Origin of the sequence: Pseudomonas lurida, from assembly GCF_002563895.1 — a bacterium.
GTDB lineage: Bacteria > Pseudomonadota > Gammaproteobacteria > Pseudomonadales > Pseudomonadaceae > Aquipseudomonas > Aquipseudomonas lurida.
On record NZ_PDJB01000001.1, the window covers coordinates 3,252,327 to 3,276,542 of the forward strand.

The following is a 24,216-nucleotide window of genomic DNA, read 5'->3' on the forward strand; positions in this document are numbered from 1 at the left end:
ATGCCCGCTTCCCAAACCCGCCCTTCCCCCGCGCCCCTGCTCAACCCCGGCGAGACCGTGGTGCTGTTCGACGGCGTGTGCAAGCTCTGCAACGGTTGGGCGAGGTTCCTGATCCGCCATGACCACCACCGGCGGGTGCGATTGGCAGCGGTGCAATCGTCCGAAGGCCAGGCGTTGCTCGCCTGGGCGGGGCTGCCCCTGGACCAGTTCGACACTCTCTTGGTCATTCGCGACCATCACTACTGGGTGCGCTCGGACGCGGTGTTCCAACTCATCGCGCAACTGCCTGCCGCCTGGCGTGCATTGCTGCTGTTACGCGTCATCCCGCGCGGTCTACGGGATTGGGCTTACGATCGCATTGCACGCAATCGTTATCGGATTTTTGGCAAGTACGACACTTGCCTGCTGCCGGACCCGGATCATGTACAGCGTTTTTTGAAGGCGCCGCTATGAGCCCTTGTGCAGCCGGCCCAGCACCTCATCGAAGGCTTCTCTCCATGCCTGCGTCGCGCCGTTGTTTCTGAGCACCTCCAGACCCGCCGCCGTAAACGTCCCTGGCGTAGCGATAGCCTTTCCTAGCACATCCAGGCCAGCCTTCGGTTGGTGCCGTGCACTCGCCAGGCAATCCTGCATGTTCCCCATCACCAACTGGGCAGCCTGTTCGTGCGACAGCCCCTTATCGGTAAACCACCGTTGAAGGTCGCTGAGAAAGAAATAGAACCAGCCGTTCATGCAAGCCGCGACGGTGGCCAGCTCAAACGCATCCTCCTGTTCCAGCACGATCAACGAGCCCAGTGCCCCTAGCAGTGCTGCGTGGGGTTCACCCCCCGGCGTGATCACCACGGTCGACTGGTTGATCTGCGCGGCATAGGACAGCATTGCCCGCACCGTGTGTGCCCCAGGAAAGTGGCGCTGCAATTCGTCCAGCTTCAATCCGGCCACCAACGACACCAGCGTTTGCCGAGGCTTTAGCTGCACTTCATTGGACAGCTGACCGACCACCTCCGGGCGCACGCCCAGGAACAACAGGTCCGCTGCATCGACGACCTGTTGGTTATCGGCCATCACGTCACACGCCCACACTTTGCTGAGCTGCTGCGCACGTTCGTGGTTGCGCGGCGAAAGCAGCACTCGCCCGGTAAACCCGCTACGGCGCAGGCCGATCACAACCTTCTCGGTCAACTCACCGACGCCCAGGATTCCGATGTTCAGCACGGTGACTCCCCCTGTGTATGCTGTATCCGACTGCATGATAGGCCTGTTTGACGCACGCGCACGCCTGCGCTCATGAAGGCGCGTGCTTACGTTACACTGGCGGCTCCCAATATCAGCCAAGGAGGCAGGCATGAGCGTTCGCGGTAACGACCGACAAATCGACAACATTGAATTCAACGTGGGCGATATCGCCCGTAGCAAAGCCTTTTACGGTGGCGCATTTGGTTGGACATTCGTCGACTACGGCCCTGCCTATACCGAATTCAGCGACGGCCGCCTGACCGGTGGCTTCACCACCGGTGAGCCCGTTCGACCGGGTGGGCCGCTGGTCATTTTGTACTCGGACGACCTTGAGGCGACGCAGCAGCGGCTAAAAGCCCTGGGCGCTGTTATCACCCGGGAGGCATTCGCGTTCCCCGGTGGAAGCAGGTTCCACTTCACCGACCTTGATGGCTATGAATTGGCGGTCTGGACTGCTGAGCAGGCAACATTTCAGCGCTGACTGTACCGGTGAACTCACCGCCTAGAGGTGTGAACTTGAAACCGGCTTGTATTCAGGGAGGAGAAAATGCGGATCTACATCACAGGTGCGTCCTGCGCGGGCGTGACCACGTTGGGTCGACACCTCGCAACGCAGCTCGGTGTACGACACGTCGATGTCGATGATTATTACTGGATGCCCACCAACCCTCCCTTCACGACCAAGCGGCCTCCCGCCGATCGCGTGTCACTGATGCAGCAGGCACTTGGTGACGCTGGAGGGGTGCTGACCGGTTCTTGCATGGTGTGGGGAGACGCGCTGATCGCGAACGCCGAGCTGATTGTGTTCGTTGCGACACCCACGCCCGTTCGCCTTGAACGGCTGGCCGCACGTGAAACACAGCGATTTGGCGATCGCATTGCGCCGGGTGGCGACATGCATCAGATACACGTGGCGTTTCGGGAGTGGGCTTCGCAGTATGACGACCCGCAATTCTCGGGACGAAACCGAGCGTGGCATGAGGCGTGGCTGTCACAGCAAACGGCCCCGATATTGCGCATTGATGGAATGAAACGTCCTGAGCAGATGGTTGCGGATGTCGTTCATGCGCTATCGCGCTTATAGAACTGGCTCAAAACCAGGACAGCCGAGGCTGTCCAACCGCCCCCTAGTGCCCTTATCCTCACACCTCTCCGTCCGCCCCCTACCTGGAGCTGCCATGGACCTCGCCACCCTCGCCCTCTTCCTCCCGGCCTGCTTCGCCCTGAACATGGCCCCTGGCCCGAACAACCTGCTGTCGGTGAGCAACGCCACCCGCTACGGCTACCGTACTTCGTGCGTGGCCGGCGTCGGCCGCTTGCTGGCCTTCGCCGGGATGATCGCCCTCGCCTCGGCCGGGCTGGCGGTGGTGCTGCAGACCTCGGAATTGTTGTTCTATGGGATCAAGATCCTGGGGGCGGCGTACCTGTTTTATCTGGCATTTCAGTTGTGGCGGGCTAACCCCGAGGCTGAGGCGCAATTGGCTACGAAGCCGGTGGGATTATGGGCATTGGCGCGCCAGGAGTTTTGGGTGGCGGCGGGCAATCCGAAAGCCATCCTGATCTTCACCGCCTTCCTACCGCAATTCGTGGTCCCCGGGCAGCCGATCACGCCGCAGTTCGCGCTGCTCGGCGCGATGTTCCTGCTGCTCGAATGGATCGCCATCTGCGTCTACGCCTACATGGGCCTGCACATGCGCCGCTGGTTTGCCGAACCTCGCGGCAAGCGGATTTTCAATCGCTGCTGCGCGGGGTTATTGTCGGCGGCGGCGTCGGTGTTGTTGATGGCGCGCAGGGCTTGATCAACCTTTAATCGAAGGAGACATACGGAGCCCACGGCATGACCCGAGACGAACTTGCCACCTTTTACCACGCTTATATCGACTGCCTGAACCGCCAGGACTGGGACCACCTGGGCCAGTTCGTGCACGCGGATGTCACTTACAACGGCGAAGTGGTCGGACTCGCCGGCTACCGCGCCATGCTGGAGCGCGATTTTCGCGAGATACCCGATCTGGTGTTCCGTATCCAGTTGCTGGTCGCCGACCCGCCGACCGTTGCCAGTCGGCTGAACTTCAAGGTCACCCCCAGGGGCGAGTTCTTCGGGCTGCCGATCAATGGGCGGCCGGTAACGTTCGACGAGCATGTGTTCTATGAGGTGGCCGACGGCAAATTTGCCCATGTGTGGTCAGTCATCGACAAAGCGGCCATTGCGCAGCAGTTGGCCGTCTAGACTCCACACACCCATTCTCCGGTGGAGCTCCATCATGACCCGCAAAAATACCCTCTGCCTTTGGTACAACGGCACCGCCTTGGAGGCCGCGACCTTCTACGCCACGACCTTTGCGGACAGCCAGGTGAACGCCGTGCACCTGGCGCCTGGCGACTATCCGTCCGGCAAACAGGGCGACGTATTGACCGTGGACTTCACCGTGCTGGGTATCCCCTGTATCGGTCTCAACGGCGGGCCAATCTTCCCGCACACCGAGGCATTTTCATTCCAGGTGGCCACCGATGACCAGGCCGAAACCGACCGCTACTGGCACGCCATCGTCGACAACGGCGGGCAGGAAAGCGCTTGTGGTTGGTGCAAGGATAAGTGGGGGGTGTCGTGGCAGATCAGCCCGCGGGTGCTGACCGACGCGGTGACTCATCCCGACCCGGCGATCGCCAAGCGCGCCTTTGACGCGATGATGACCATGAAAAAGATCGACATCGCCGCCATCGAGGCGGCGGTGGCAGGCTAAGGCTATGCCACGGCTGTACAGATGCCGTCATGCTGGTTAGGCTGCTGGCCCGTAACATCCGGATAAAGATCCGGCGCTGCCCGCCGTTACCCCTACATCCCTGAATGGACTCAACGAGGCTCTCGTGCGCTTTATCACTCCCCTTTTGCTGATCGGTGGCATCGCCACCCTGGCCGGTTGTGCCACCCAGAAAACCCAAGTCAATCGCATGTTCACCGACACCCTCGCCCAACCGCTGGTGGAAAACAGCATCGTGCGCGAAGGCGACCTGCTCAGCTTTGAGCTACTGATGCCGGGTGGCCGGAACGGTCTGCGTCGCACCATGCAATTCGAAGCGGCCTGCTCGGCGCCCGACCTGCACTTGCTGTATCTGGACGGCACGCAACGGGTCTATCCCCTCAGCGCCGGCCGCTACACCGCGGCGCGCAAGTTGTCGCCGGCATTGCGTGCGACCCTGGCCGCCAACCAGACCTTCGTGCGCGCCTGCGCCGACACCCCCAGGCCGGACTGGCGACTGGTGCAGACCAACGAACGTGACAACCAGGTATTGATCGACGCCAACAGCCTCAAGACCGTGAATGGCGAAACGCGCTTCTGGGCCGCCTTCGACGAGCCGGCAGTGCTCAACGATATGCCTTACAACGCCCCCTACGCCCAGAAGCGCGAACACTTTGCGGTGTCTTGCACAGGCGGTACCTACAAGGCGCTGGCGGGTTACGACATGGACGCCGACAATCGCGTCAGCGATGGCCGAGTCGACAGCTTCCCGACCGCGCAGAAGATTACCGGCAGCAATGCCGACTATGAGCTGTTGTTCAACAAGGTCTGCATCAGCCCTGAGAAGATCGCCGCGCTGCCGGTGTTCAAGCCACGGCTGAAGGCGCCGGTGACCATCGCACTCACTTCCGTGCAACCCCAGGTGCTGGCCGCGATCACGCAACTGAATCTGGACAAGCCCGCGCGTTCATTCAAATACGTGCACATGACCGGCACGTCGACCCTCAAGGGTGAGACCTCCGGCTTCCAGAGTGCGGACTTCATCAGCCAGGATGCGGCGAGCGGGCAACTCGCCATCGCCACCCGCGGGCAAGGGTATGAAAGCCATACGGTGAGCTGGCGCAACCTCATCTCCCTGGTGGCGAAAAACACCTACAACAGTTCGGGTATGGCAGAAAGCGAGACGCTGACGCAGTTGAGCTTCACCGGTAACTGGAAAGCCCTGCCGGTGGGCGAAACCGTGGTGTATCAAACTGCCCGCTCCAGCCTCAACAGCCTCATCGGCAGCCGCACCAAAGTCCAGGTGACCCGGTGCGTGGTTGAACGCGAACTGCCGGCCAGCGAGATCAACCCCAACCTGCTCGGATCGGCCAAGGCCCTGAAGTGCAGCTTTGACAACGATGAACACAACCGCGTGAACCACCTTTACTACCTGGCCGACTACGCCTACTTCTACCAGTCGGGCACGGACAAGAACGCGTTCTATTACTCCGACATGCGTATCGATAAATTCGAATAAGCACCGTTGACACACTCTGCAATATTCCATGAAGATGGAGGCCTTATTCAGGGTGTGTCAGCCAATGTCTTCAATATCCTTCGTTAACCTTTGTGCCATTGGCTTGATTGCCAAGGCGCAAGGTTGCGTTGCGCACGCCCTCAAATCGAAGAAACAGTCGCTCATGTGACCGGGGCGCGCTGTCCCGTCAGATGAGCTGACAGGACATTGAGCGCGACGGTTTCCCCTCCTTTGCACAATTCCCTCTGCCCTTCTGACGGTGACTCAAGCGGTCAATCATCAGGAGAGAGAGCATGTCATCGTTCCAAGGTATCTGGGTTCCCGTGGTCACACCGTTCCAGGACGGCGCCATCGACTTTAGCGGCCTGCGCCGGCTGGTCGGCCACCTGCTGGACAAGCACGTGGCCGGGATCATGGTCTGCACCACCACCGGGGAGGCTGCGTCACTGAGCCGCCAGGAACAACTGGCGGTACTCGATGCCGTGTTGCAGTGGATGCCGGCGCACCGCGTGGTGATGGGCCTGGCGGGCAACAACCAGATTGAATTGCTGCAGTTCCAGCGTGAAGTCCTGCAACGTCCAATGGCCGGGCTGCTGGTGCCGGCGCCGAGCTATATCCGGCCGTCCCAGGCGGGCCTTGAGGCTTTCTTCCGCACAGTGGCCGATGCCTCCAGCGTGCCGGTCATTCTCTACGACATTCCCTACCGCACCGGCGCCACCTTCGAGCAGGCCACCCTGCTGAACATCGTCGCCCACGAGCGCATCGTGGCGATCAAGGACTGTGGTGGCAACCTGGGCAATACCCTGGCGCTGCTGGCCAGCGGTGCAGTGGATGTGCTGTGTGGCGAAGACGTGCAGATTTTCAACGCCTTGTGCCTCGGCGCGACCGGGGCAATTGCCGCCTCGGCACACTTGCAGACAGAACAGTTCGTCGCGCTGTGCCAGCACGTACGCGACCACCAATTGGCCGAGGCACGCGCGACGTTCTTTGGGTTACAGCCGCTGATCAACACGATGTTCATGGAGCCGAATCCGGGCCCGGTCAAAGCCGCGCTGGCCCTGCAGGGCCTGATCGGCAGCGAGTTGCGTGCGCCGATGCAAGCGGCCAGTGCTGCGGTTATCGGGCGTTTGCAGGAGGTGCTGGGCCAGGCCGGCTAATGCGCCAAAAACAGACAGCCAACGGACCGTCCGGTTGCGACCGGACCGATCCCGGCCTATCGTCGAACGCATGCTGTGCCTTTTGCTGTCCATCCCACCCGCACTCAGGTGACGACATGCCCACCCTTCCCCGCCCCGCCGTCCTCGAACTGATCGGCAACACGCCATTGGTTCGGGTCAGCCGGTTCGATACCGGCCTCTGCACGCTGTTTCTCAAACTTGAATCCCAGAACCCCGGCGGCTCCATCAAGGACCGTATAGGCCTGGCCATGATCGACGCCGCCGAGCGCGACGGCCGCCTGCGCCCCGGCGGCACTATCATCGAGGCCACCGCCGGCAATACCGGCCTGGGCCTGGCGCTGGTCGGCCGGGCCAAGGGCTATCGGGTGGTGCTGGTGGTGCCCGACAAGATGTCCACGGAAAAGGTGCTGCACCTCAAGGCCATGGGTGCCGAGGTGCATATCACTCGCTCCGACGTGGGCAAGGGCCACCCCGAGTATTACCAGGACGTGGCCGCTCGCCTGGCCAAGGACATCCCCGACGCGTTCTTCGCCGACCAATTCAACAACCCGGCCAACCCCTTGGCGCACGAGACCAGTACCGCACCGGAAATCTGGGCGCAAACCCAGCACGATGTGGACGCGATCGTGGTGGGCGTCGGTTCCGCCGGCACGCTCACCGGCCTGACGCGTTTCTTCAAGCGCGTGCAGCCGGAGCTGGCCATGGTGCTGGCCGACCCGGTGGGTTCGGTGATGGCCGAATACAGCCGCAGCGGCCAGTTGGAAACACCGGGGTCCTGGGCGGTCGAGGGCATCGGCGAGGACTTCATCCCGTCGATTGCCGACCTGTCCAGCGTCCGCCACGCCTATTCCATCAGCGATGAAGATAGCTTCGATCACGCCCGGCAACTGCTCAAGGCCGAGGGTATCCTCGGCGGCTCCTCCACCGGCACATTACTCGCGGCCGCCCTGCGTTACTGCCGCGAACAGACCGAGCCCAAGCGAGTGGTCACGTTTGTCTGCGATACCGGCACGCGCTACCTGTCGAAGGTCTACAACGACCAATGGATGAACGACGCGGGCTTGCTGCAATACAAGCACTACGGCGACCTGCGCGACCTGATCGCGCGGCGCTTCGAAGACGGCCGCGTGATCAGCGTGAGCCCCGACGACACCCTGCTCACCGCCTTCCAGCGCATGCGCCTGGCCGATGTCTCCCAACTGCCGGTGCTGGTGGACGGTCGCGAACTGGTGGGGGTGATCGATGAATCCGACATCCTGCTGGGCCTGCACCATGACGCCGCGGATTTCAACATGATTGTCGCCAGTGCCATGACCGACACGTTGCAAACACTGGCCCCCAGCGCCAGCCTGGGGGAACTGCAGGCGGAACTGGATCGCGGCCTGGTTGCCATTATTGCCGACGACTCGGGCTTTCACGGCCTGATTACTCGCGTCGACCTGCTTAACCATCTACGGAGATCCCTTGCATGAGTCAGTCCGATAAAAGCGCGTTTGCCACCCGTGTGATCCACGCCGGGCAATCCCCCGACCCGACCACGGGCGCGCTGATGCCGCCGATCTACGCCAACTCCACCTACCTGCAAGACAGCCCCGGGGTGCACAAGGGCTTCGACTACGGCCGCTCCCACAACCCAACGCGCTTCGCCTTGGAACGCTGCGTGGCCGACCTCGAAGGCGGTAGCCAGGCGTTTGCCTTTGCGTCCGGGCTGGCAGCGATCTCGACGGTCCTGGAGCTGCTGGATGCCGGCGCCCACATCGTGTCTGGCAATGACTTGTACGGCGGCACCTTCCGCCTGTTCGACAAGGTGCGCCAACGCAGCGCCGGGCACCGCTTCAGCTTTGTCGACCTGAGTGACGTGTCGGCCTTCGAAGCGAGCCTGCAGGACGATACACGCATGGTCTGGGTCGAGACCCCCAGCAACCCGCTGCTGAGTCTTACCGACCTCAGCGCCATCGCCCGTATCTGCCGCGCTCGGGGCATTATTTGCGTGGCCGACAACACCTTTGCCAGCCCATGGATCCAGCGCCCACTGGAGCTGGGTTTCGATATAGTGGTGCACTCCACCACCAAATACCTCAACGGCCACTCCGATGTGATCGGCGGCATTGCCATCGTCGGCGACAACCCCGACCTGGCCGAACGCCTGGGCTTCCTGCAGAACTCGGTCGGCGCCATTGCCGGCCCCTTCGATGCCTTCCTCACCCTGCGTGGCGTAAAAACCCTGGCACTGCGCATGGAGCGCCATTGCAGCAACGCCCTGGACCTGGCCACCTGGCTGGAACAGCAACCGCAAGTGGCACGGGTTTACTACCCGGGCCTGGCCTCTCACCCGCAGCATGAACTGGCACGCAAGCAGATGCGTGGGTTTGGCGGGATGATTTCAATTGAACTGAACAGCGACCTGGCCGGCGCAAGGCGCTTCCTGGAAAACGTCAAGCTCTTCGCCCTGGCCGAAAGCCTTGGCGGCGTGGAAAGCCTGATCGAGCACCCGGCGATCATGACCCACGCCAGCATCCCGGCAGCGACACGAGCACAGCTGGGGATTGGTGATGGGTTGGTGCGGTTGTCGGTGGGGGTCGAGGACGTGGACGACCTGAGGGCGGACCTGGCCCGCGGCCTGGCGAAAATCTAGCGACCTGCACCGGGCAAAATGTGGCAGCGGGCGTGCTCGCGAAGGCGATGGGTCAGTCAATACATCGACTGACTGATAGACCGCTTTCGCGAGCAAGCCCGCTCCCACAAGGGGGTTGTGTCAGGCGCTGGTGACGTTGGCACGGGCCGCATGCAGCTTCTTGTAGCTGTCGATCAAGCGCAAATGCCGGTCCAGCCCTTCCAGCTTCATGCTGGTCGGCGTCAAGCCATAGAAGCGCACATCGCCTTTCACTGAGCCAATCACCGCATCCATCCGCTCATTGCCAAACATGCGGCGGAAGTTGGTTTCGTAATCCGCCAGGTCCAGGTCGTCGTCCAACTCCATCTCCAGCACCGCATTCATTGCCTGGTAGAACAGGCCACGCTCGGCGGTGTTGTCGTTGTATTGCAGGAACATCTCCACGCACTCCTTGGCCTCTTCATATTGCTGCAAGGCCAGGAAGATCAGCAGCTTCAACTCCAGGATGGTCAGTTGGCCCCAGGCGGTGTTGTCGTCGAATTCGATGCCGATCAGGGTAGTGATATCGGTGTAGTCATCCAGCTCGCTTTCAATCAGACGCTCGACCAACGCCTGCAACTCTTCCTCGTCGAGGCGGTGCAGGTTGAGGATGTCCTCGCGGAAAAACAGCGCCTTGTTGGTGTTGTCCCAGATCAGGTCATCCACCGGGTAGATTTCCGAGTAGTCGGGCACCAGGATGCGGCAGGCGGTGGCACCGAGGTGTTCGTACACCGCCATGTACGACTCCTTGCCCATGCCTTCAAGAATGCCGAACAGGGTCGCGGCTTCCTGGGCATTGGAGTCTGCACCTTCGCCAGTGAAGTCCCATTCGACGAATTCATAATCCGACTGCGAACTGAAGAAGCGCCACGACACCACGCCGCTGGAGTCGATGAAGTGCTCGACGAAGTTGTTCGGTTCGGTCACCGCCTGGCCTTCGAATGTGGGCTGCGGCAAGTCGTTCAAGCCTTCGAAACTGCGGCCTTGCAGCAGTTCGGTGAGGCTGCGCTCCAGTGCCACTTCCAGGCTTGGGTGCGCGCCGAAGGAGGCGAATACGCCCCCGGTGCGCGGGTTCATCAAGGTCACGCACATCACCGGGAATTCACCGCCCAGGGACGCGTCTTTCACCAATACCGGGAAGCCTTGGGCTTCGAGCCCTTGAATGCCGGCGAGGATGCCTGGGTACTTGGCCAGCACCTCGGCGGGTACGTCCGGCAAGGCGAATTCGCCTTCGATGATTTCACGCTTCACGGCGCGTTCGAAGATCTCGGACAGGCACTGTACCTGGGCTTCGGCCAGGGTGTTGCCAGCGCTCATGCCGTTGCTGAGGTAGAGGTTTTCAATCAGGTTGGAGGGGAAGTACACCACCTCACCGTCCGACTGGCGCACAAACGGCAGCGAAACAATGCCGCGCTCTTCATTGCCGGAGTTGGTGTCGAACAAGTGCGAACCGCGCAGCTCGCCCTCGCGGTTGTAGACCTTCAGGCAGTAGGCATCGAGGATTTCGCTGGGCAGCTCGTCGTTGGGGCCGGGCTGGAACCAGCGCTCGTCCGGGTAGTGCACGAACGGCGCGTTCGCCAATTCCTCACCCCAGAACTGGTCGTTGTAGAAGAAGTTACAGTTGAGTCGCTCAATAAACTCGCCCAACGCCGACGCCAAGGCGCCCTCTTTGGTCGCGCCCTTGCCATTGGTAAAACACATCGGCGAATGTGCGTCGCGGATATGCAGGGACCAGACGTTAGGCACGATATTGCGCCACGAAGCGATCTCGATCTTCATGCCCAGGCCGGCCAGGATGCCGGACATGTTGGCGATGGTCTGTTCCAGTGGCAGGTCTTTGCCGGCAATGTAGGTGCCGCCTTCGGAAGTCGAGCCGGGCATCAACAATGCCTGGGCATCCGCATCCAGGTTCTCGACTTCTTCGATGACAAACTCAGGGCCGGCCTGCACCACTTTCTTGACCGTGCAGCGGTCGATGGAACGCAGGATGCCCTGGCGGTCCTTATCAGAGATATCCGCCGGTAATTCCACCTGGATCTTGAAGATCTGGTTATAGCGGTTTTCCGGGTCGACGATATTGTTCTGCGACAAGCGAATATTGTCGGTGGGGATATTGCGGGTCTGGCAATACAACTTCACGAAGTACGCCGCGCACAAGGCCGACGATGCCAGGAAATAATCGAATGGCCCCGGTGCCGAGCCATCGCCTTTATAGCGAATGGGCTGGTCGGCAATCACCGTGAAGTCATCGAACTTGGCTTCAAGCCGGAGGTTGTCGAGAAAGTTGACCTTGATTTCCATGGGGGCACACCAGAATAACGGGCTAAACAAAAATGGCCGCTATTATGAGGTTTTTCACCGGGAAGTTTCAGGCTTTTGACCAGTGGCGGGCGAATTATCCATTGTAAATTAACCTTTTCGCGATTGGCGCCGATGGACTGAGGGCAACCAGGGAGTAGTCGGAATGCGCAATAACCAGCCTGTAACACAGCGTGAGATTTCCCTCGCGCCTTCGCAAAAACTCATCTCCGCCACCGATGTCCGAGGGGTCATCACTTACTGCAACGACGCCTTTGTCGATATCAGCGGCTTTGAACGTGCGGATCTGATTGGGGCACCGCAGAACATTGTGCGTCACCCTGATGTGCCGCCCGCCGTTTTTGCGCACATGTGGAGTGCGCTCAAGCAGGGACTGCCCTGGATGGGCATCGTGAAAAACCGCTCCAAAAACGGCGACCACTACTGGGTCAACGCCTACGTCACACCGATCTTCGAAGGCAGCAAGGTGGTCGGATTCGAATCGGTGCGGGTCAAGCCCACAGCCGATGAAATCCGCCGTGCCCAGGCCCTTTACCGTCGTATCAGCCAAGGCAAGCCCGGCGTGCCGCGCCAGGATGCCTGGCTGCCAGCCGCCGTCAGCTGCGTCCCCTATGTAGCAACCGGACTTGCCGGTAGCCTGGCCGGGCTGTTCCTCACTGCGCCGGTGGCCATTGCGGTGGCCGTGGCCGTTGCGGTGCCCGTGGGCATACTCTGCTCACGCTGGCGTCAGGGCAGCACGTTGCGCCTGTTGCAAGGTGTCGAGCCTTCGACCTCGGACGCCCTGATTGCGCAGATGTACAGCGATGCGCGCGGGCCCCAGGCACGTTTGGAAACGGCGTTCCTCAGCCAGGCCGCACGCCTGAAGACGTGCCTCACCCGCTTGCAGGACAGTGCCGAACAACTGAGTGCGCTGGCCGGGCAGTCCGATCAATTGGCCACCGCCAGTTCCAAGGGCCTGGACCGTCAGCGCGTCGAAACCGAACAGGTCTCGGCCGCCGTCAACCAGATGGCCGCGACTACCCAGGAAGTCGCCAGCCACGTACAGCGCACCGCCGACGCCACCCAGCAAGCCAATGTGCTGACCGGACGCGGGCGTGAGGTAGCGCGAGATACCCGCGAGGCAATCGAACGCTTGTCCACCGTGGTCAGCGAAACCGGTGTGACCGTGGCGCAGCTGGCACGGGACAGTGACGAAATCGGCAGCGTAGTGGATGTGATCAAGGGCATTGCCGACCAGACCAACCTGCTGGCCCTCAACGCCGCCATCGAAGCGGCGCGTGCGGGCGAGCAAGGCCGTGGCTTTGCAGTGGTCGCCGACGAAGTGCGCCAACTGGCCCAGCGGACCTCTCAGTCCACCACCCAGATCCACGCGCTGATTACCCAGCTGCAGGCATCGTCAAACAACGCGGTGCAAAGCATGGAGCACGGCCAGCGCCAGGCCCGGGAAGGCGTGGCCTGGGTACTCGAAGCTGACCAGGCGCTGGTTGGCATCAGCGAGGCCGTGTCCCACATCACCGACATGACCACCCAGATCGCCGCTGCCACCGAGGAACAGAGCGCGGTGGCCGAGGAGATCAGCCGCAACATCACCACCATCGCCGAACTGGCCGACCAGACCTCGCTGCAAGCCCATCAATCCACGGACCTGAGCAAGGAACTGACGAACACCGCGGCCACCCAATACGCATTGGTCGAGCGCTTCAATCGCTGAGCCTGCGCTGAACGTGTCGTGGCAAGCGCGCTTCCTATGGTGAGCGCGCCTGCCACGAGAACATCGCGGACCACACGATAATGGCGATATGCTTGGGCACACCCTCCACCCAACACGAAGCCCACCCATGTCCGTCACGGATAACCTCCTCGCCTTCACCTTCGCCGCCACACTGCTGACGCTCACGCCCGGCCTCGACACGGCCTTGGTGCTCAGGACTGCGACGGTGGAAGGCAAGCGCCAGGCGCTGCAGGCCACGCTGGGGATCAACGCCGGTTGCCTGCTGTGGGGGGCGGCGGTTGCGTTTGGCCTGGGTGCGTTGGTAGCGGTGTCGGAAGTCGCCTTCAACCTGCTCAAGTACTGCGGCGCTGCGTACCTGGCCTGGTTGGGTGTGAACATGCTGTTGCGCCCTCGCCGCGCCTTCGCGAGTGCCGAGGCGGATGGCAAGCCCGCCGGCAACTGGTTTATCAAGGGCATGCTGGGCAACGTGCTCAACCCCAAGGTGGGAATTTTCTACGTGTCCTTCCTGCCGCAGTTCATCCCCCAGGGGCAGCCGTTGATTCTCTGGACATTCGGCCTGGTCAGCATCCATGTGCTGCTCGGCGCATTGTGGTCACTCGCATTGATCAGTGCCACGCGGCCGCTTTCCGGGTTCCTGCGACGTGAACGCGTTATCCAATGGATGGACCGCACCACCGGCATGATCTTCGTGTTGTTTGCCGCGCGGTTGGCGTTCAGCAAGCGCTGAGCCCTTCACACCTTCGGAGCCCAGCCAGCCGGCGGCTCCCGTGACAACTACGTGCAGGCGTTGCGTCCCCGATTATCCCAGGCGTATTGAAAGTTCGATGTCATCGGCAAACGCCACGGACAGGTAGCCGTTCTCCGGTGCGCGCACATGGGCCAGGTATTCAGGGCAGTAATCGGTGTTATCCGCCACCACCAGAGCGCCGGGGCGCAGGTGGCTTTCCACCAGGTTGAGCACGTCCCCATACAGCGTCTTGGCGCCGTCCAGCAACAGCAAGTCCACACTGTCCGGCAGGTCGCTGGCCAGGGTGACCAACGCGTCGCCTTCGCGGATATGGATCAGGTCACTCACGCCGCCTTCGATGAAATGCTCGCGCGCCAGGGCGATCTTCGAAGCTTCGAATTCACTGCCGACCAGCACTCCGCCACCGTTGTCACGCAACGCAGCGGCCAGGTGCAAAGTGGACAGGCCAAACGAGGTACCAAACTCGACAATCGCCCGCGCCTTGCTGCTGCGCGCCAGCATGTAGAGCAGCTTGCCGGTGTCCCGCGACACCGGTAGCCACAGGTCCTTGAGCATCGAATACAGCGCCACATATTCGGTCTTGCTGTGCATCAGCCGCTCGCGCTCATCTTTCGAGATCGTGTTCAGCACTGGGCTGGTAGCGGCGCTGGCTTGGGTATACAAACGTTCGATCAGGGGCGCCAAAGGCGCAGAGGTCAGGCTCGACATCATTGATTTCCTTAGAGCTGGGACTAAGATGCGACTAATTCGTCGCATTAAAAGTATGCGAGTGATTCGTCGCATCCGCTATTCGCATTAGCCCTGCCTCCGGAGCCCTGCATGACCACCCGCCAGACCCCGCGTATTTCCTCGCGCAAACAGCCACAACAGGCACGCTCCACCGAGTTGGTGGCGGCTATTCTCGAAGCGGCTATTCAGGTTCTGGCCAAGGAAGGCGCCACCCGTTTCACCACCGCACGGGTCGCGGAGAAGGCTGGCGTGAGTGTGGGTTCGGTGTACCAGTACTTCCCGAACAAGGCGGCGATTCTGTTCAGGTTGCAGAGTGACGAGTGGCAGCAAACCACACAGATGCTGCGCGGCATCCTGGAGCAACATACCGAGGCACCGCTGCATCGCCTGCGCACGCTGGTGCATGCCTTCATCAGGTCAGAATGCGAAGAAGCCCAGATACGCGTCGCACTGAACGACGCGGCGCCGCTCTATCGCGATGCCCCGCAAGCCCTGGAAGTACGCGCGGCGGGGCAGCAGATATTCGCGGCGTTCATGTTGGAGTTATTGCCCGAGGTGACCGAGCCAACCCGCACACTGGCATGCGATCTGATCCTGACCACGCTCAGTTCGGTCGGCAAGGATTTCTCCGGCAGCCCACGCACTCCTGAAGAAATCGCTGTTTACGCCGATGGCATGGCTGATATGTTTCACGCCTATGTGATCGCGCTCAACCATCCCTGAAGCGCCTGCACCCCGCAAAGGACTGCACATGAACTTCTTCAAGAAACTGTTCGGCTCATCGACAAAATCGGATGTGCCTGCGCCTACGCCCAATGCAGCGGAGTCGCCCGAACCCGACGCCGCCAACCAGGCCGCTCGCGTAGCCACCGCCGACTGCCTGGACCGACACTGGCAGTCCGTGGGCACCGTCGAGAAAGACGTGCTCGCCTACCTGATCAGCCCCAGCCTGACCGGCGGCCCCTACTGGCCGTCCACCCGCCAGGCGTATCGCGTGGTGCGCCGGGGTAATAACATCGTGCTGGCAACCGACGGCCTGTCCGACCCCTTCGACGACGCCGAAGGCCTCGGCAATGGCTTCGAAATGGAGCTGTTCCTGGAAACCGCCGACATCCCCGACAAGGCCCGAGGCACACTCGGCGACGTCGATCCACTGCGCCACAGCTGGGCATTCGAACTGCTCGAACACGTCGCCAAGACCGTCGCCAACGCTGGCGGCATCACCCACCCCTTGGAGAACCACGGCGTACTGTCCCTGGAACTGCCCGGTTTCAGCCAATCGCACCTGATGAGCGATCAACTCCCTGACCTGTTCGTCACCGCCGACGACGCCGCCGGTGTCCTCCTCGGCGGCCCCGCCCCGGACTTCCCCACCCGCCTCGACGACATGCCACTCTCACCGGTGCAACTGGTGCCGGTGGTACTGATCACGGCGGCTGAGCTTGAGTACGTGCGCACAGGTGGGCGCGCGGCACGGGAGGATCTGGTGGCGCGGTTACAGGCGGCAGGATTTGGGCATGTAAGTTGTGTTTATCGGGAGAGCGTGGTTTAGGTGGGCTTATTGGTGAACGTTCAGAGGGGGAATGACGGTTTAAGCGGGAGCTGTGGGCCAGGAGCGGACATGATTCAACCAGGGCATATCCTTTTCGAGGCGATGGTGAGGCTTTCATCATCGCTGATGCTTCGATCCAAGGTAAACCAAGCGCTTGGTGATTTTGACGCCGCGTTTGCCCAGCGATGAGTAAGCGTTGAACTGGCGGCGATCGACCCGAAGCTGGCTATCGGCTTGGCTCAGTTTCAGGTTGGGCAAGCCGGCCGCTCGCCCAACCGCTCTACCAACCTTACGAGATAACCATCGGCATCCTGGACGATGAACTCTCGCTGGCCTACTTCTACCTGTTCAGCCCGATACCACGTGTCTTTGCATTCTCGATAGAGTGAACAGCCTGCCTGATCAAGTTTCTGGATGATGGGGGCGACAGCCTCAACATCAATCTGTAGGTTGATGCCTCTCCCAAACGGCCTAGTCAACGACGCCGTCAGCCATTGACCCGCGTCCGGATCAACCTGCTCAAGCATTACTTGAGCCCCATTCAAATCAAGGTATGCAAATCCATCTTCCGGGCGTTGATAAGCCACGTTGAACCCCAGGCAAGAAACCCAAAAAGCTAAGCTGTTCTCCAAGTTAGTTACCATTAACTCCGGAACCAGTTTGTTACGTTCAAACATGAGATGACTTCCATTTCACAAGGCTTATTTTTGCAGGTGGGCAGGTTCTGCATTTATGACTTCGATGCCGCGACGGGGTCGTGGCGAACATGATGATGCACGGTCGGTCGGGAATTTTCGAGTCGATTTGAGGGAATGCTTTTGGCCGAGAGCTGCCGGTCACGGATGACCGCTTTCGGCCAAAAGCGGACCATGGACACGCTGCTGGTAACTTCGTAAGGTATGCGAAAACAGCCGTAGCGTCCTGCTCAATTATCCGACCTTGAGGACTCACGAATGCCACTCCGATGTGGATATACTGCAGATCCGTTATGTGCGAGGAATAAACATGGCCGTACGTCTGGACGAAGCTGAAAAACAAATTCTTGCCAGACTTATGGCGGATTTTTCAGAGCGAGCCCTAAGCTCCAACCAGCTTAGCAGCGGGTATGTTGGTCCTTTAATATCTGATCTCGCTACGGCTATTTGCGTGTGTGTGGGGGGGGAGAGAAGTTACACGTGTCGACTTCGATATTGCCTTTTCGGATCTCGAAAACAAGAAGCTTATTAGCACCGAGCCCTATGCGATGGTTGAGAATGACCCAAGCAGCGGCGTGATATTTATTGGTGGCTACAGCAAGCGAGAGTACGCCGCATTGACCGAACTGGGATAAAAGTCTGGTAGGCTGTCGCCAAACAAGCCTAAAAATGACGTCCGGCGTGTTATAAATAATGTGCACATCTCGGGAGGACAGTTTTCTAATATGCAACTTGCCGCCGGCAATACGGTTGAGCAACGGATGGATTCTGTATCCGCTGCTGGAGGTGACGTTTTGACGAGACTGATTGCGATACTGGAAAATCAGGGCAAAGTAGTTTCAGCAGACCAACGCAAGGACTTAGCCACTGCCGTAGAGTCAGCGACGGAAGGCAATGGCAAAGAGGCTAAAAATCTAGTTGAGAAAGTCAGCGGATCCGCTTGGGGAGACGCTCAACCTGTAATTTGGCCAATTTTCGGTGACCTTCTAAAGAAAAGTTTAGGATTATAATTTATCGGCTGGCAAGAATTGGTTTCAACGAAAAGAGAGCGGTCTATTTTCTGAAAATAAAGCCGCTCCCTTTTCCTTTTATCATCCCCCTTTTATTTGATAATTAGTAATACGAATTTTTACTTTGCCCGTCCTGGTGGCTCAGGTATTAGAGATGAATCGATACCATCCTTGACCCAACTCGACCATTGTTTAAGGCTATTACCATTTCTTGATTTGGAGGCATCAGTCCAAGGCATTTGATATTCAGAAGAAAGGAAATCACCTAGTTCCACTCCGGTAATGTTAGGATTTTGAGAAAGTTTTTCAATGCATTTTGCGATTGCGGGTTCATTTTTCGCTAAGGACCATACGGCGGCACTGCTTCCACCTAACTTATTAATAGAACCGAGATTTGGCTTTACTTCATTGTTTTCTTTGGTTATAAGATCAAAACGATCAAGGATGAAAATAGAATTCCTATAACCTTTTTCTATTAAATCGTTAATCGTGAGGACGTTGGCTTTGAGAAGTTCGAGTGCCTCGCACACACTTGCCGGCGATGCCATAGCCGAAAATACTACGCCTCGTTGCCTACTGCTACGCCTACCCAATTCTGCTGCGTCAGCTACGGATGCTCCTGAATCTTGTACTAAAAGCTTATTTCCAAGTTTGCTAAGAAAACCTGTAACCATCAAGAGCTTTATTAGCCGGTTAGAGTAGATTTGCCAGGTTTTTTCACTATATTGGCCATTTTTTATGCATGTTTTGAGGGCTTTGGTTATGTCGGAACTGCTTATCACTTTGCCGGCGCTTGATTTGTAAATGGCAATTTTTAAAGAGTGCTTGCCGAGCTTTTCTCGAAACCGCTCCATCATTGAGTATTCTTTGTCCTCTAGATCTCGATGAAGCTTGAACTTTACGTTTTTTCGCTCTGCAATTCCGAACATAACTAAGTCGGCGCCGATGTTCCATACTGTACGTTCGTTAAGCCCTGAATCATTCGCAATGTCTATAGATTCGGTGAAATTTGTTTCATTCAGCTTGGTGGCAACTTTGTACATTGAAGAAAAGTCGGATGTGGGTATGTAATTAAATGGTATTACTGGGATGGCGCCAGTTAGTAAGTAGTCTTTAAATATATCCCAATAAATGTTGAGTCTTGATCCACTTTTAATGATTAACCGTTTGTGAACCAAACTGTTCACAATCCCGACGCCTGATATTTCGATAATTTCTCCCCAGTCGGCTGGTGCTTTTTGAGCGACTAGCTTGAGGCATGAGTATTCTTGAGGGGTGAGATTTTCGATGTCGTTTTCAAATAGTCTGCTTACATCTAATTCGACTACTAAGGCCTCACCGTCGGTCTCTTTTTTCATGTTGTCGTAAAGGTTTATGCATAGCTTTTTTAGTAGCCAAGGAAAGCCTTGGCTACTATTGGAGATTTGATGTCTTATTTCGACAGGTATTTTTTGGTCTATTTCTTTTTCGAATGTAGTAATAGCTTTAGAGATTTCACCATTCAGAAAAACGTCTAGCTTATACACTCTTCGGTGATCAGATAGGTCATGCCACATGTGGTATGCAGGATGATCATGCTGTGTCGTACTATCAGTCTTCCAAGCAAATCCTAACGCTAAGTTAGCTTTGTATGCGGCTACCTCTAGCATGAGATCCTTCGCTGCGTTGAAAATTCCGAAAAGTTCTGGTTTTGAGTATAACTCCTCAAATTGGTCGAAAACCAAGCAGACGATTTGTTTTTTCTGCTTTAGAGATTCCAAATAACGAGCGATACTGCCAGATGCGAGAAGTGATGTTGGATCAGTCAGTTGAAGCTCTATATCGTCACCAAATCCTGCATCTTGTGCGCTTTTAAAACAGCTTAGCAGCGAAGATGCAATATAGGAGGGAGTTGCTGCGCCACGAATATCAATTGCGTAGGTAAAAAAGCGTTTTGCATAAAATTTATTTCTTGTCCTAGATCTGAGCTTGGCGATTAGCGAGCTTTTCCCCAGCCCCGAATTTCCAGTTATTGCAAAGACGCGCGTGTCAACCTTGTTTTGCTGAATAAGGCTTAAGAAATTAATTATGTCTTTTTGGGTGTTGTCTCTGCCGACGAAGTCTTGCGGCCGTGCGGGTCGATAATCATCCCACGAGTCTCCAGTTTGAACTTCTACAACTCTAGGAAGCTTACTGTTTTCGCTAGCTGGTATTGTTTCATTATTGATGTCTACCGTTAGATCATATTGTGCGAGGCTGCTATCAAGTCTTGAGATATTGAGTATGGTTGCTTCATCAGTTACACGTTTTGACGTAACTGCGTTAAAAAGGAAGGCACCACATGGGGCTCCACCCTGTAGTGCATAGGCAACCCAAAATCGTCCGTATGCTGTAACTAGCAGGAACCAATCACCGAGCTTCTCCTCGCCTCCCGCAATTTCTATGGCCTCAGAAATTGGCTGTTTACATATAATTGAAGAACTTTGTAAAGAATCAATCACTAGTTTTGGTGTGTAGAAGCTAAGTTTAGAACCGAGATCTTGATTTTTTTCCCGCCATTGTTCTACAAATCCCTTCGCTTCTTTTCCTAGTTCGGCGGTGCTTATTAGCCATCCCTCAGCGTAATCATATGCTATTACTGTCCCTAATAGCTGGCGGAGGATAGGTGCTGAGATTTTTTCTTTTTGTGCTTTGCATTCTACATAGATGGTTTTTCCACTAACTCGATGCTTGCAAAGTAAGTCAAGCTCCGCGCCAGTAATTCGAATTTCTTCAATTACTTCATAACCTTGAGCAATAAGCAAGTCATTTGCTAAGTTTTCTAACAGGTCACCCTTAGCTTTAGTGCTGTCGGTTTCTTTGCAAGCTACTTCGATTTTCAAAAATCTCTCCTTAATTTTTTCGAGTGGCGACCGATATCGACTGGTAGGGATGATGACCTATGGCCACCATCTGAGCAAAGAAAAATTAGGTGCTCATTTCTCGTTCGAGAGGCGGGGTTGTGTTCTATAGAAATCTGTATGGGCCGCCATGGTGATTCGGAAACCAGAATCGTCGGCCCAAGAGTAGATTTCAGAGCTAAGAAAAATTGAATTCGTATCGGTAGTGAATCGCCCCGAGTTTCATAGATGCTTTCGAGCCTCAGGGATACCAGCCCAGTCCCAGTGAGACTGTCCGCCTCTGGCCGAAAGCAGTCATCCATACACACGCCTCCCCACCAACACCACCCCCCAGGCACTAGCCCCTCCCAACTCAACCAACATCACCCGAATTAATCAACGCCCTCAACACGTGATCCTCCCACACTCCAGCAATCTTCAAATACTCCCGTGCATACCCTTCCCGTTCGAACCCCAGCGACTCCAGAAGGCGTTCACTGCGGACATTGCTGGGCAAGTGGTTGGCCATGATTCGGTGCAGGCCCATTTGTTCGAAGCAGTATCGGTTGGTGATCTGCAGTGTTTTTTTCATCAACCCCCGACCTTGGGCGGATTCGGCCAGGGAAAAGCCTAGATGACAGGCCTCAAAGGCACCCTTCACGATATTCGTGTAGCTGCATCGCCCCGCCACTTCGCCACTCCCTGGTTCGAGCAGTAGGAAAAAGATCGAAGTTCCCGCTTGCATGGCTTGCACCTGCTGCTCGACCCTGGCATTGGCGCTATCAAGGGTAAAATAATGCGCGTCCCTCAGGGGTTCCCAAGGCTGCAGATGGCTGCGGTTAGCCAGTTCGTAGCGGTTGAGCAGCTGGACATCATCACGGGTCAACGTTCGCAGGCAATAGCCTTCAACCGAATGAATCATAAGCGCTCCCGCGTGCCTGCTTCGGCAACGCTCAGTTAAACCAGCCCAGGTAAGTCATGCTTGCGGTGTTTTCTGGCACGCGCTGCAGCGGTTCGACCTGGGTAGACACTGAACGCCGGTCACCCCAGAGAGCGTTCTCCCCCACTAAAATGAAGTGCGTGAAGGCTGCCACCCCGCGCCTTACCCGTTCTCTCTCGGATGGGCTGGTGATCTGCGAGAGGACCTCTTGCGGGTCGCTGGCGAGTTCGACGAAGTCCGCATCCATGTAGAACTCGAGTTCTTCCGCCAGGCGCCACGTTGGGTTGCACGCTTCCCATGCGCTGTATTCGGTGTCGGTTGCACTGTCGGACGGCGCTGGCTCCCACTGCTCGAAGGCAAACTGTTGTGCCTCGGCATCGCTGGCGAAGCTCGCTCCAAACAGGTGAAAGGCCCACGCAGTGTCTTGGGTCATTGAACTGTCCTTATCGACGTAATCGCCAGGAAGGTCGTCGGCCCATCGGGACCGGACGGCCCCCGATAACACCCTTGCGCCTGGAGGTGATGAACCGCTGCGGCGGTCAGTTCCCAGGCCATGCTTTCATCCTGAATGGCAAAGGCCTCGTCGTCGCCAAACAGGTCAACACCCGTGATGGCTTGAAGTTGCTTGAGTGACAGCGCGGCCTCGCGCAATGCCGGGTCGACGCTAGGGTTGCTCCAGGCCCATTTCCAGGTACTGAATTTACCCGAGTAGCTGCCAATGCTCACGACGTCTGCCACGACGGCCAGCCTGTCGTGGCTGTCAAAAAACTGGAGTACCCCCGTGGACTGTTCGAACCACCAGCGGGCCATTTCGCCCAGCCCGTAAACCCGGCTCAACTCCGTCTGTTTCAGTGACAGCTCATCCATCACTTGCGTCAAAAATGCTTCAAATTCATGGTCCGTCATGGACGTCTCCTTGTTGTGCAGCAAAGGCCAACCGATACCTGACTTCCTCCAGTGTCATGCCGCCCCTCACCAGGTTGCGCTCACTGCCTGCATCCGCGACACAGCCTGCCCGGCGATAAAACCGGATAGCCCTTTCATTACGGCTCAAGACCCAAAGCGTTAACCCCTGAAAACCAAGCGCCCTCAATGTCTGCAGGCCGGCCTTCCACAAGGCCAGCCCAGCGCCCGTTTGCCAATACCGGGCCAGCACATAGATGGCCATGACCTCGCCAGTATTTGCCCCGGCGGCATCTTCGTCACGGCTGGCGCCCACAGAGATCCAGCCGACGACGTGCTTATCCACCTGCGCGACCCACACGTTGGACTCGTCCGATTCTATCGCGCGCACCCAAAAGGATTCACGCTGAGCCAGGGAGGCGTCCAGCGAGCTCAGGTATTGAGCAGGCATCAGGTCACGATACGCGTCTTGCCAACTGCTGATATGCACCTGGGCAATGGCCTTTGCATCAGAGGGTAATGCCCTGCGGATCATTGAAGTATTCCTGCTTCGTACGCTGGACGATAACGGTAGCGAATAAAGGTAACGGATTTATTTTTCCATTTAGCAATCCGTTTCCTTTTCAGGCTTCGAATAATTCGCTGTCTGCCAGCACACGCAGGCTGATATGTTTCGAGCCTTACGCAAAGGGAGGTGCCATGCAACCGTTAGCCACCAACGCCGCACTGCTGATCATCGACATGCAGCAAGGCATGAACGAACCGAAGCTGGGGCGACGCAACAACCCAGGCGCCGACGTGCAGATGCAGCGCCTGCTAAAGGCGTGGCGGCAATGCAACCGCCCGGTCGTGCACATCCGGCACATTTCCCGCGCCCCCGACTCGGTGTTCTGGCCCGGCCAACCGGGGTGCGAGTTCCAGCCCGCACTGCAACCGCTTGCGCAGGAGCATGTGGTGGAGAAGAACGTTCCGGATGCGTTCGCCGCAACGGGGTTGGAGCGCTGGCTGCACGTGCGCTCGATCCGGCAACTGGTGATCGTCGGCGTGATCACCAACAACTCGGTCGAGTCCACGGCACGCTCAGGCGGCAACTTGGGCTTTGAGGTGACGGTGGTTTCCGACGCCTGCTACACCTTCGACCAAGTCGATTTGTGCGGGCGTCTGTGGCCGGCCGAGGACGTGCATGCGTTGTCACTGAGCAACCTGGCGATGGACTATGCCGGGGTTGAAGAGACCGACGAAATCCTGGCTCGTTGCTGAGTGGCGCCGTCATGCATTCGGTGCACCGAATGCGTTGGCGTGCAGATACGCCTTCAGATGACCTTGTCGTGGATGCCATTGCGGGCGAGTTCAACGCGGTCCTGGATCAGCGCCATATCGTGTCCTTGGTCAAATGAGTGGGG

General features: G+C 58.0%; 25 protein-coding genes. 16 read left to right on the forward strand and 9 right to left on the reverse strand.

The window, feature by feature from the left end:
* Positions 1–453 carry a thiol-disulfide oxidoreductase DCC family protein gene (locus ATH90_RS14605; RefSeq protein WP_098466597.1) on the forward strand — a complete coding sequence of 151 codons (453 nt, stop codon included), beginning with the start codon at positions 1–3 and terminating at the stop codon, positions 451–453.
* Here ATH90_RS14605 and ATH90_RS14610 read toward each other — a convergent pair.
* Positions 448–1,215, reverse strand: coding sequence for an NAD(P)-binding domain-containing protein (locus tag ATH90_RS14610; RefSeq protein WP_034105965.1), 768 nt, complete (start codon positions 1,213–1,215; stop codon positions 448–450). The genes ATH90_RS14605 and ATH90_RS14610 overlap by 6 nt on opposite strands.
* Before the next feature lie 130 nt (positions 1,216–1,345).
* On the opposite strand from ATH90_RS14610, the gene ATH90_RS14615 reads away from it, so the two are divergent.
* The 9 genes from ATH90_RS14615 (at position 1,346) to ATH90_RS14655 (ending at position 9,309) form a co-directional block, all read left to right on the forward strand.
* Complete coding sequence (locus tag ATH90_RS14615; RefSeq protein ID WP_098466598.1) at positions 1,346–1,717, forward strand: VOC family protein; 372 nt, start codon at positions 1,346–1,348, stop codon at positions 1,715–1,717.
* A 66-nt stretch (positions 1,718–1,783) separates the two neighbouring features.
* Positions 1,784–2,320, forward strand: coding sequence for a P-loop NTPase family protein (locus tag ATH90_RS14620; RefSeq protein ID WP_098466599.1), 537 nt, complete (start codon positions 1,784–1,786; stop codon positions 2,318–2,320).
* 94 nt (positions 2,321–2,414) lie between these two features.
* Positions 2,415–3,035, forward strand: a complete 621-nt coding sequence (locus ATH90_RS14625; RefSeq protein WP_098466600.1) for a LysE family translocator — start codon at positions 2,415–2,417, stop codon at positions 3,033–3,035.
* Positions 3,036–3,073: 38 nt separating this feature from the next.
* The gene (locus tag ATH90_RS14630) at positions 3,074–3,466 is read left to right on the forward strand and encodes an ester cyclase (protein ID WP_034104985.1); all 393 of its coding nucleotides are present in this window, start codon (positions 3,074–3,076) and stop codon (positions 3,464–3,466) included.
* Positions 3,467–3,500: 34 nt separating this feature from the next.
* Positions 3,501–3,980 carry a VOC family protein gene (locus ATH90_RS14635; protein ID WP_034104983.1) on the forward strand — a complete coding sequence of 160 codons (480 nt, stop codon included), beginning with the start codon at positions 3,501–3,503 and terminating at the stop codon, positions 3,978–3,980.
* A 124-nt stretch (positions 3,981–4,104) separates the two neighbouring features.
* Positions 4,105–5,496: a hypothetical protein gene (locus tag ATH90_RS14640; RefSeq protein WP_098466601.1), complete on the forward strand. Its 1,392-nt coding sequence runs from the start codon at positions 4,105–4,107 to the stop codon at positions 5,494–5,496.
* A gap of 293 nt (positions 5,497–5,789) precedes the next feature.
* Complete coding sequence (gene dapA, locus ATH90_RS14645; RefSeq protein WP_098466602.1) at positions 5,790–6,653, forward strand: 4-hydroxy-tetrahydrodipicolinate synthase; 864 nt, start codon at positions 5,790–5,792, stop codon at positions 6,651–6,653.
* A gap of 116 nt (positions 6,654–6,769) precedes the next feature.
* A complete protein-coding gene (locus tag ATH90_RS14650; RefSeq protein ID WP_034104977.1) occupies positions 6,770–8,146 on the forward strand; it encodes a pyridoxal-phosphate dependent enzyme in 1,377 nt (458 codons plus the stop codon).
* Positions 8,143–9,309 carry a cystathionine gamma-synthase gene (locus tag ATH90_RS14655; RefSeq protein WP_098466603.1) on the forward strand — a complete coding sequence of 389 codons (1,167 nt, stop codon included), beginning with the start codon at positions 8,143–8,145 and terminating at the stop codon, positions 9,307–9,309. Before ATH90_RS14650 ends, ATH90_RS14655 begins: the two co-directional genes overlap by 4 nt.
* 120 nt (positions 9,310–9,429) lie before the next feature.
* Here the strand turns inward: ATH90_RS14655 and ATH90_RS14660 are convergent, their stop codons facing one another.
* On the reverse strand, positions 9,430–11,628 hold the full coding sequence (locus ATH90_RS14660) for an OsmC domain/YcaO domain-containing protein (RefSeq protein WP_034104973.1): 2,199 nt from the start codon (positions 11,626–11,628) through the stop codon (positions 9,430–9,432).
* Between the two features lie 163 nt (positions 11,629–11,791).
* Between ATH90_RS14660 and ATH90_RS14665 the strand changes: the two genes are divergently transcribed.
* Both ATH90_RS14665 and ATH90_RS14670 read left to right on the forward strand, forming a co-directional pair.
* Positions 11,792–13,357 carry a methyl-accepting chemotaxis protein gene (locus tag ATH90_RS14665; protein WP_034104971.1) on the forward strand — a complete coding sequence of 522 codons (1,566 nt, stop codon included), beginning with the start codon at positions 11,792–11,794 and terminating at the stop codon, positions 13,355–13,357.
* A gap of 127 nt (positions 13,358–13,484) precedes the next feature.
* Entirely contained in the window at positions 13,485–14,105 is a 621-nt protein-coding gene (locus ATH90_RS14670; protein WP_098466604.1) for a LysE family translocator, read from the forward strand.
* Between the two features lie 72 nt (positions 14,106–14,177).
* On the opposite strand, the gene ATH90_RS14675 is transcribed toward ATH90_RS14670, so the two are convergent.
* Positions 14,178–14,834, reverse strand: coding sequence for an O-methyltransferase (locus tag ATH90_RS14675; RefSeq protein ID WP_034104968.1), 657 nt, complete (start codon positions 14,832–14,834; stop codon positions 14,178–14,180).
* A 111-nt stretch (positions 14,835–14,945) separates the two neighbouring features.
* Here ATH90_RS14675 and ATH90_RS14680 point away from each other — a divergent pair, with 111 nt between their 5' ends.
* On the forward strand, positions 14,946–15,578 hold the full coding sequence (locus tag ATH90_RS14680) for a TetR/AcrR family transcriptional regulator (protein WP_098466605.1): 633 nt from the start codon (positions 14,946–14,948) through the stop codon (positions 15,576–15,578).
* Positions 15,579–15,606: 28 nt separating this feature from the next.
* The gene (locus ATH90_RS14685) at positions 15,607–16,407 is read left to right on the forward strand and encodes a suppressor of fused domain protein (protein ID WP_098466606.1); all 801 of its coding nucleotides are present in this window, start codon (positions 15,607–15,609) and stop codon (positions 16,405–16,407) included.
* A 245-nt stretch (positions 16,408–16,652) separates the two neighbouring features.
* On the opposite strand, the gene ATH90_RS14690 is transcribed toward ATH90_RS14685, so the two are convergent.
* Positions 16,653–17,084 carry a bleomycin resistance protein gene (locus ATH90_RS14690; protein WP_034104965.1) on the reverse strand — a complete coding sequence of 144 codons (432 nt, stop codon included), beginning with the start codon at positions 17,082–17,084 and terminating at the stop codon, positions 16,653–16,655.
* A gap of 743 nt (positions 17,085–17,827) precedes the next feature.
* Here ATH90_RS14690 and ATH90_RS29450 point away from each other — a divergent pair.
* Positions 17,828–18,112: a hypothetical protein gene (locus ATH90_RS29450; protein WP_211290114.1), complete on the forward strand. Its 285-nt coding sequence runs from the start codon at positions 17,828–17,830 to the stop codon at positions 18,110–18,112.
* Between the two features lie 119 nt (positions 18,113–18,231).
* Here the strand turns inward: ATH90_RS29450 and ATH90_RS14700 are convergent, their stop codons facing one another.
* The 5 genes from ATH90_RS14700 to ATH90_RS14720 form a co-directional block, all read right to left on the reverse strand.
* Positions 18,232–20,973, reverse strand: a complete 2,742-nt coding sequence (locus ATH90_RS14700; protein ID WP_098466607.1) for a restriction endonuclease — start codon at positions 20,971–20,973, stop codon at positions 18,232–18,234.
* 370 nt (positions 20,974–21,343) lie between these two features.
* Positions 21,344–21,892, reverse strand: coding sequence for a GNAT family N-acetyltransferase (locus tag ATH90_RS14705; RefSeq protein ID WP_098466608.1), 549 nt, complete (start codon positions 21,890–21,892; stop codon positions 21,344–21,346).
* 31 nt (positions 21,893–21,923) lie between these two features.
* On the reverse strand, positions 21,924–22,343 hold the full coding sequence (locus ATH90_RS14710; RefSeq protein WP_098466609.1) for a hypothetical protein: 420 nt from the start codon (positions 22,341–22,343) through the stop codon (positions 21,924–21,926).
* A complete protein-coding gene (locus ATH90_RS14715; protein WP_098466610.1) occupies positions 22,340–22,816 on the reverse strand; it encodes a DUF6882 domain-containing protein in 477 nt (158 codons plus the stop codon). Before ATH90_RS14715 ends, ATH90_RS14710 begins: the two co-directional genes overlap by 4 nt.
* A complete protein-coding gene (locus ATH90_RS14720; protein ID WP_098466611.1) occupies positions 22,803–23,348 on the reverse strand; it encodes a GNAT family N-acetyltransferase in 546 nt (181 codons plus the stop codon). The genes ATH90_RS14715 and ATH90_RS14720 overlap by 14 nt, the downstream gene beginning before the upstream one ends.
* 164 nt (positions 23,349–23,512) lie before the next feature.
* On the opposite strand from ATH90_RS14720, the gene ATH90_RS14725 reads away from it, so the two are divergent.
* On the forward strand, positions 23,513–24,073 hold the full coding sequence (locus tag ATH90_RS14725) for a cysteine hydrolase family protein (protein ID WP_098466612.1): 561 nt from the start codon (positions 23,513–23,515) through the stop codon (positions 24,071–24,073).
* Positions 24,074–24,216: the final 143 nt, after the last annotated feature.

Excerpts from the sequence above, each read along its gene's own strand:
- ATH90_RS14605 (WP_098466597.1), top strand. The coding sequence starts at position 1 with ATGCCCGCTTCCCAAACCCGCCCTTCCCCCGCGCCCCTGCTCAACCCC.
- ATH90_RS14615 (WP_098466598.1), top strand. The coding sequence starts at position 1,346 with ATGAGCGTTCGCGGTAACGACCGACAAATCGACAACATTGAATTCAAC.
- ATH90_RS14620 (WP_098466599.1), top strand. The coding sequence starts at position 1,784 with ATGCGGATCTACATCACAGGTGCGTCCTGCGCGGGCGTGACCACGTTG.
- ATH90_RS14625 (WP_098466600.1), top strand. The coding sequence starts at position 2,415 with ATGGACCTCGCCACCCTCGCCCTCTTCCTCCCGGCCTGCTTCGCCCTG.
- ATH90_RS14630 (WP_034104985.1), top strand. The coding sequence starts at position 3,074 with ATGACCCGAGACGAACTTGCCACCTTTTACCACGCTTATATCGACTGC.
- ATH90_RS14635 (WP_034104983.1), top strand. The coding sequence starts at position 3,501 with ATGACCCGCAAAAATACCCTCTGCCTTTGGTACAACGGCACCGCCTTG.
- dapA (WP_098466602.1), top strand. The coding sequence starts at position 5,790 with ATGTCATCGTTCCAAGGTATCTGGGTTCCCGTGGTCACACCGTTCCAG.
- ATH90_RS14650 (WP_034104977.1), top strand. The coding sequence starts at position 6,770 with ATGCCCACCCTTCCCCGCCCCGCCGTCCTCGAACTGATCGGCAACACG.
- ATH90_RS14655 (WP_098466603.1), top strand. The coding sequence starts at position 8,143 with ATGAGTCAGTCCGATAAAAGCGCGTTTGCCACCCGTGTGATCCACGCC.
- ATH90_RS14660 (WP_034104973.1), bottom strand. The coding sequence starts at position 11,628 with ATGGAAATCAAGGTCAACTTTCTCGACAACCTCCGGCTTGAAGCCAAG.
- ATH90_RS14665 (WP_034104971.1), top strand. The coding sequence starts at position 11,792 with ATGCGCAATAACCAGCCTGTAACACAGCGTGAGATTTCCCTCGCGCCT.
- ATH90_RS14670 (WP_098466604.1), top strand. The coding sequence starts at position 13,485 with ATGTCCGTCACGGATAACCTCCTCGCCTTCACCTTCGCCGCCACACTG.
- ATH90_RS14675 (WP_034104968.1), bottom strand. The coding sequence starts at position 14,834 with ATGTCGAGCCTGACCTCTGCGCCTTTGGCGCCCCTGATCGAACGTTTG.
- ATH90_RS14680 (WP_098466605.1), top strand. The coding sequence starts at position 14,946 with ATGACCACCCGCCAGACCCCGCGTATTTCCTCGCGCAAACAGCCACAA.
- ATH90_RS14685 (WP_098466606.1), top strand. The coding sequence starts at position 15,607 with ATGAACTTCTTCAAGAAACTGTTCGGCTCATCGACAAAATCGGATGTG.
- ATH90_RS14690 (WP_034104965.1), bottom strand. The coding sequence starts at position 17,084 with ATGTTTGAACGTAACAAACTGGTTCCGGAGTTAATGGTAACTAACTTG.
- ATH90_RS29450 (WP_211290114.1), top strand. The coding sequence starts at position 17,828 with ATGCAACTTGCCGCCGGCAATACGGTTGAGCAACGGATGGATTCTGTA.
- ATH90_RS14705 (WP_098466608.1), bottom strand. The coding sequence starts at position 21,892 with ATGATTCATTCGGTTGAAGGCTATTGCCTGCGAACGTTGACCCGTGAT.
- ATH90_RS14710 (WP_098466609.1), bottom strand. The coding sequence starts at position 22,343 with ATGACCCAAGACACTGCGTGGGCCTTTCACCTGTTTGGAGCGAGCTTC.
- ATH90_RS14715 (WP_098466610.1), bottom strand. The coding sequence starts at position 22,816 with ATGACGGACCATGAATTTGAAGCATTTTTGACGCAAGTGATGGATGAG.
- ATH90_RS14720 (WP_098466611.1), bottom strand. The coding sequence starts at position 23,348 with ATGATCCGCAGGGCATTACCCTCTGATGCAAAGGCCATTGCCCAGGTG.
- ATH90_RS14725 (WP_098466612.1), top strand. The coding sequence starts at position 23,513 with ATGCAACCGTTAGCCACCAACGCCGCACTGCTGATCATCGACATGCAG.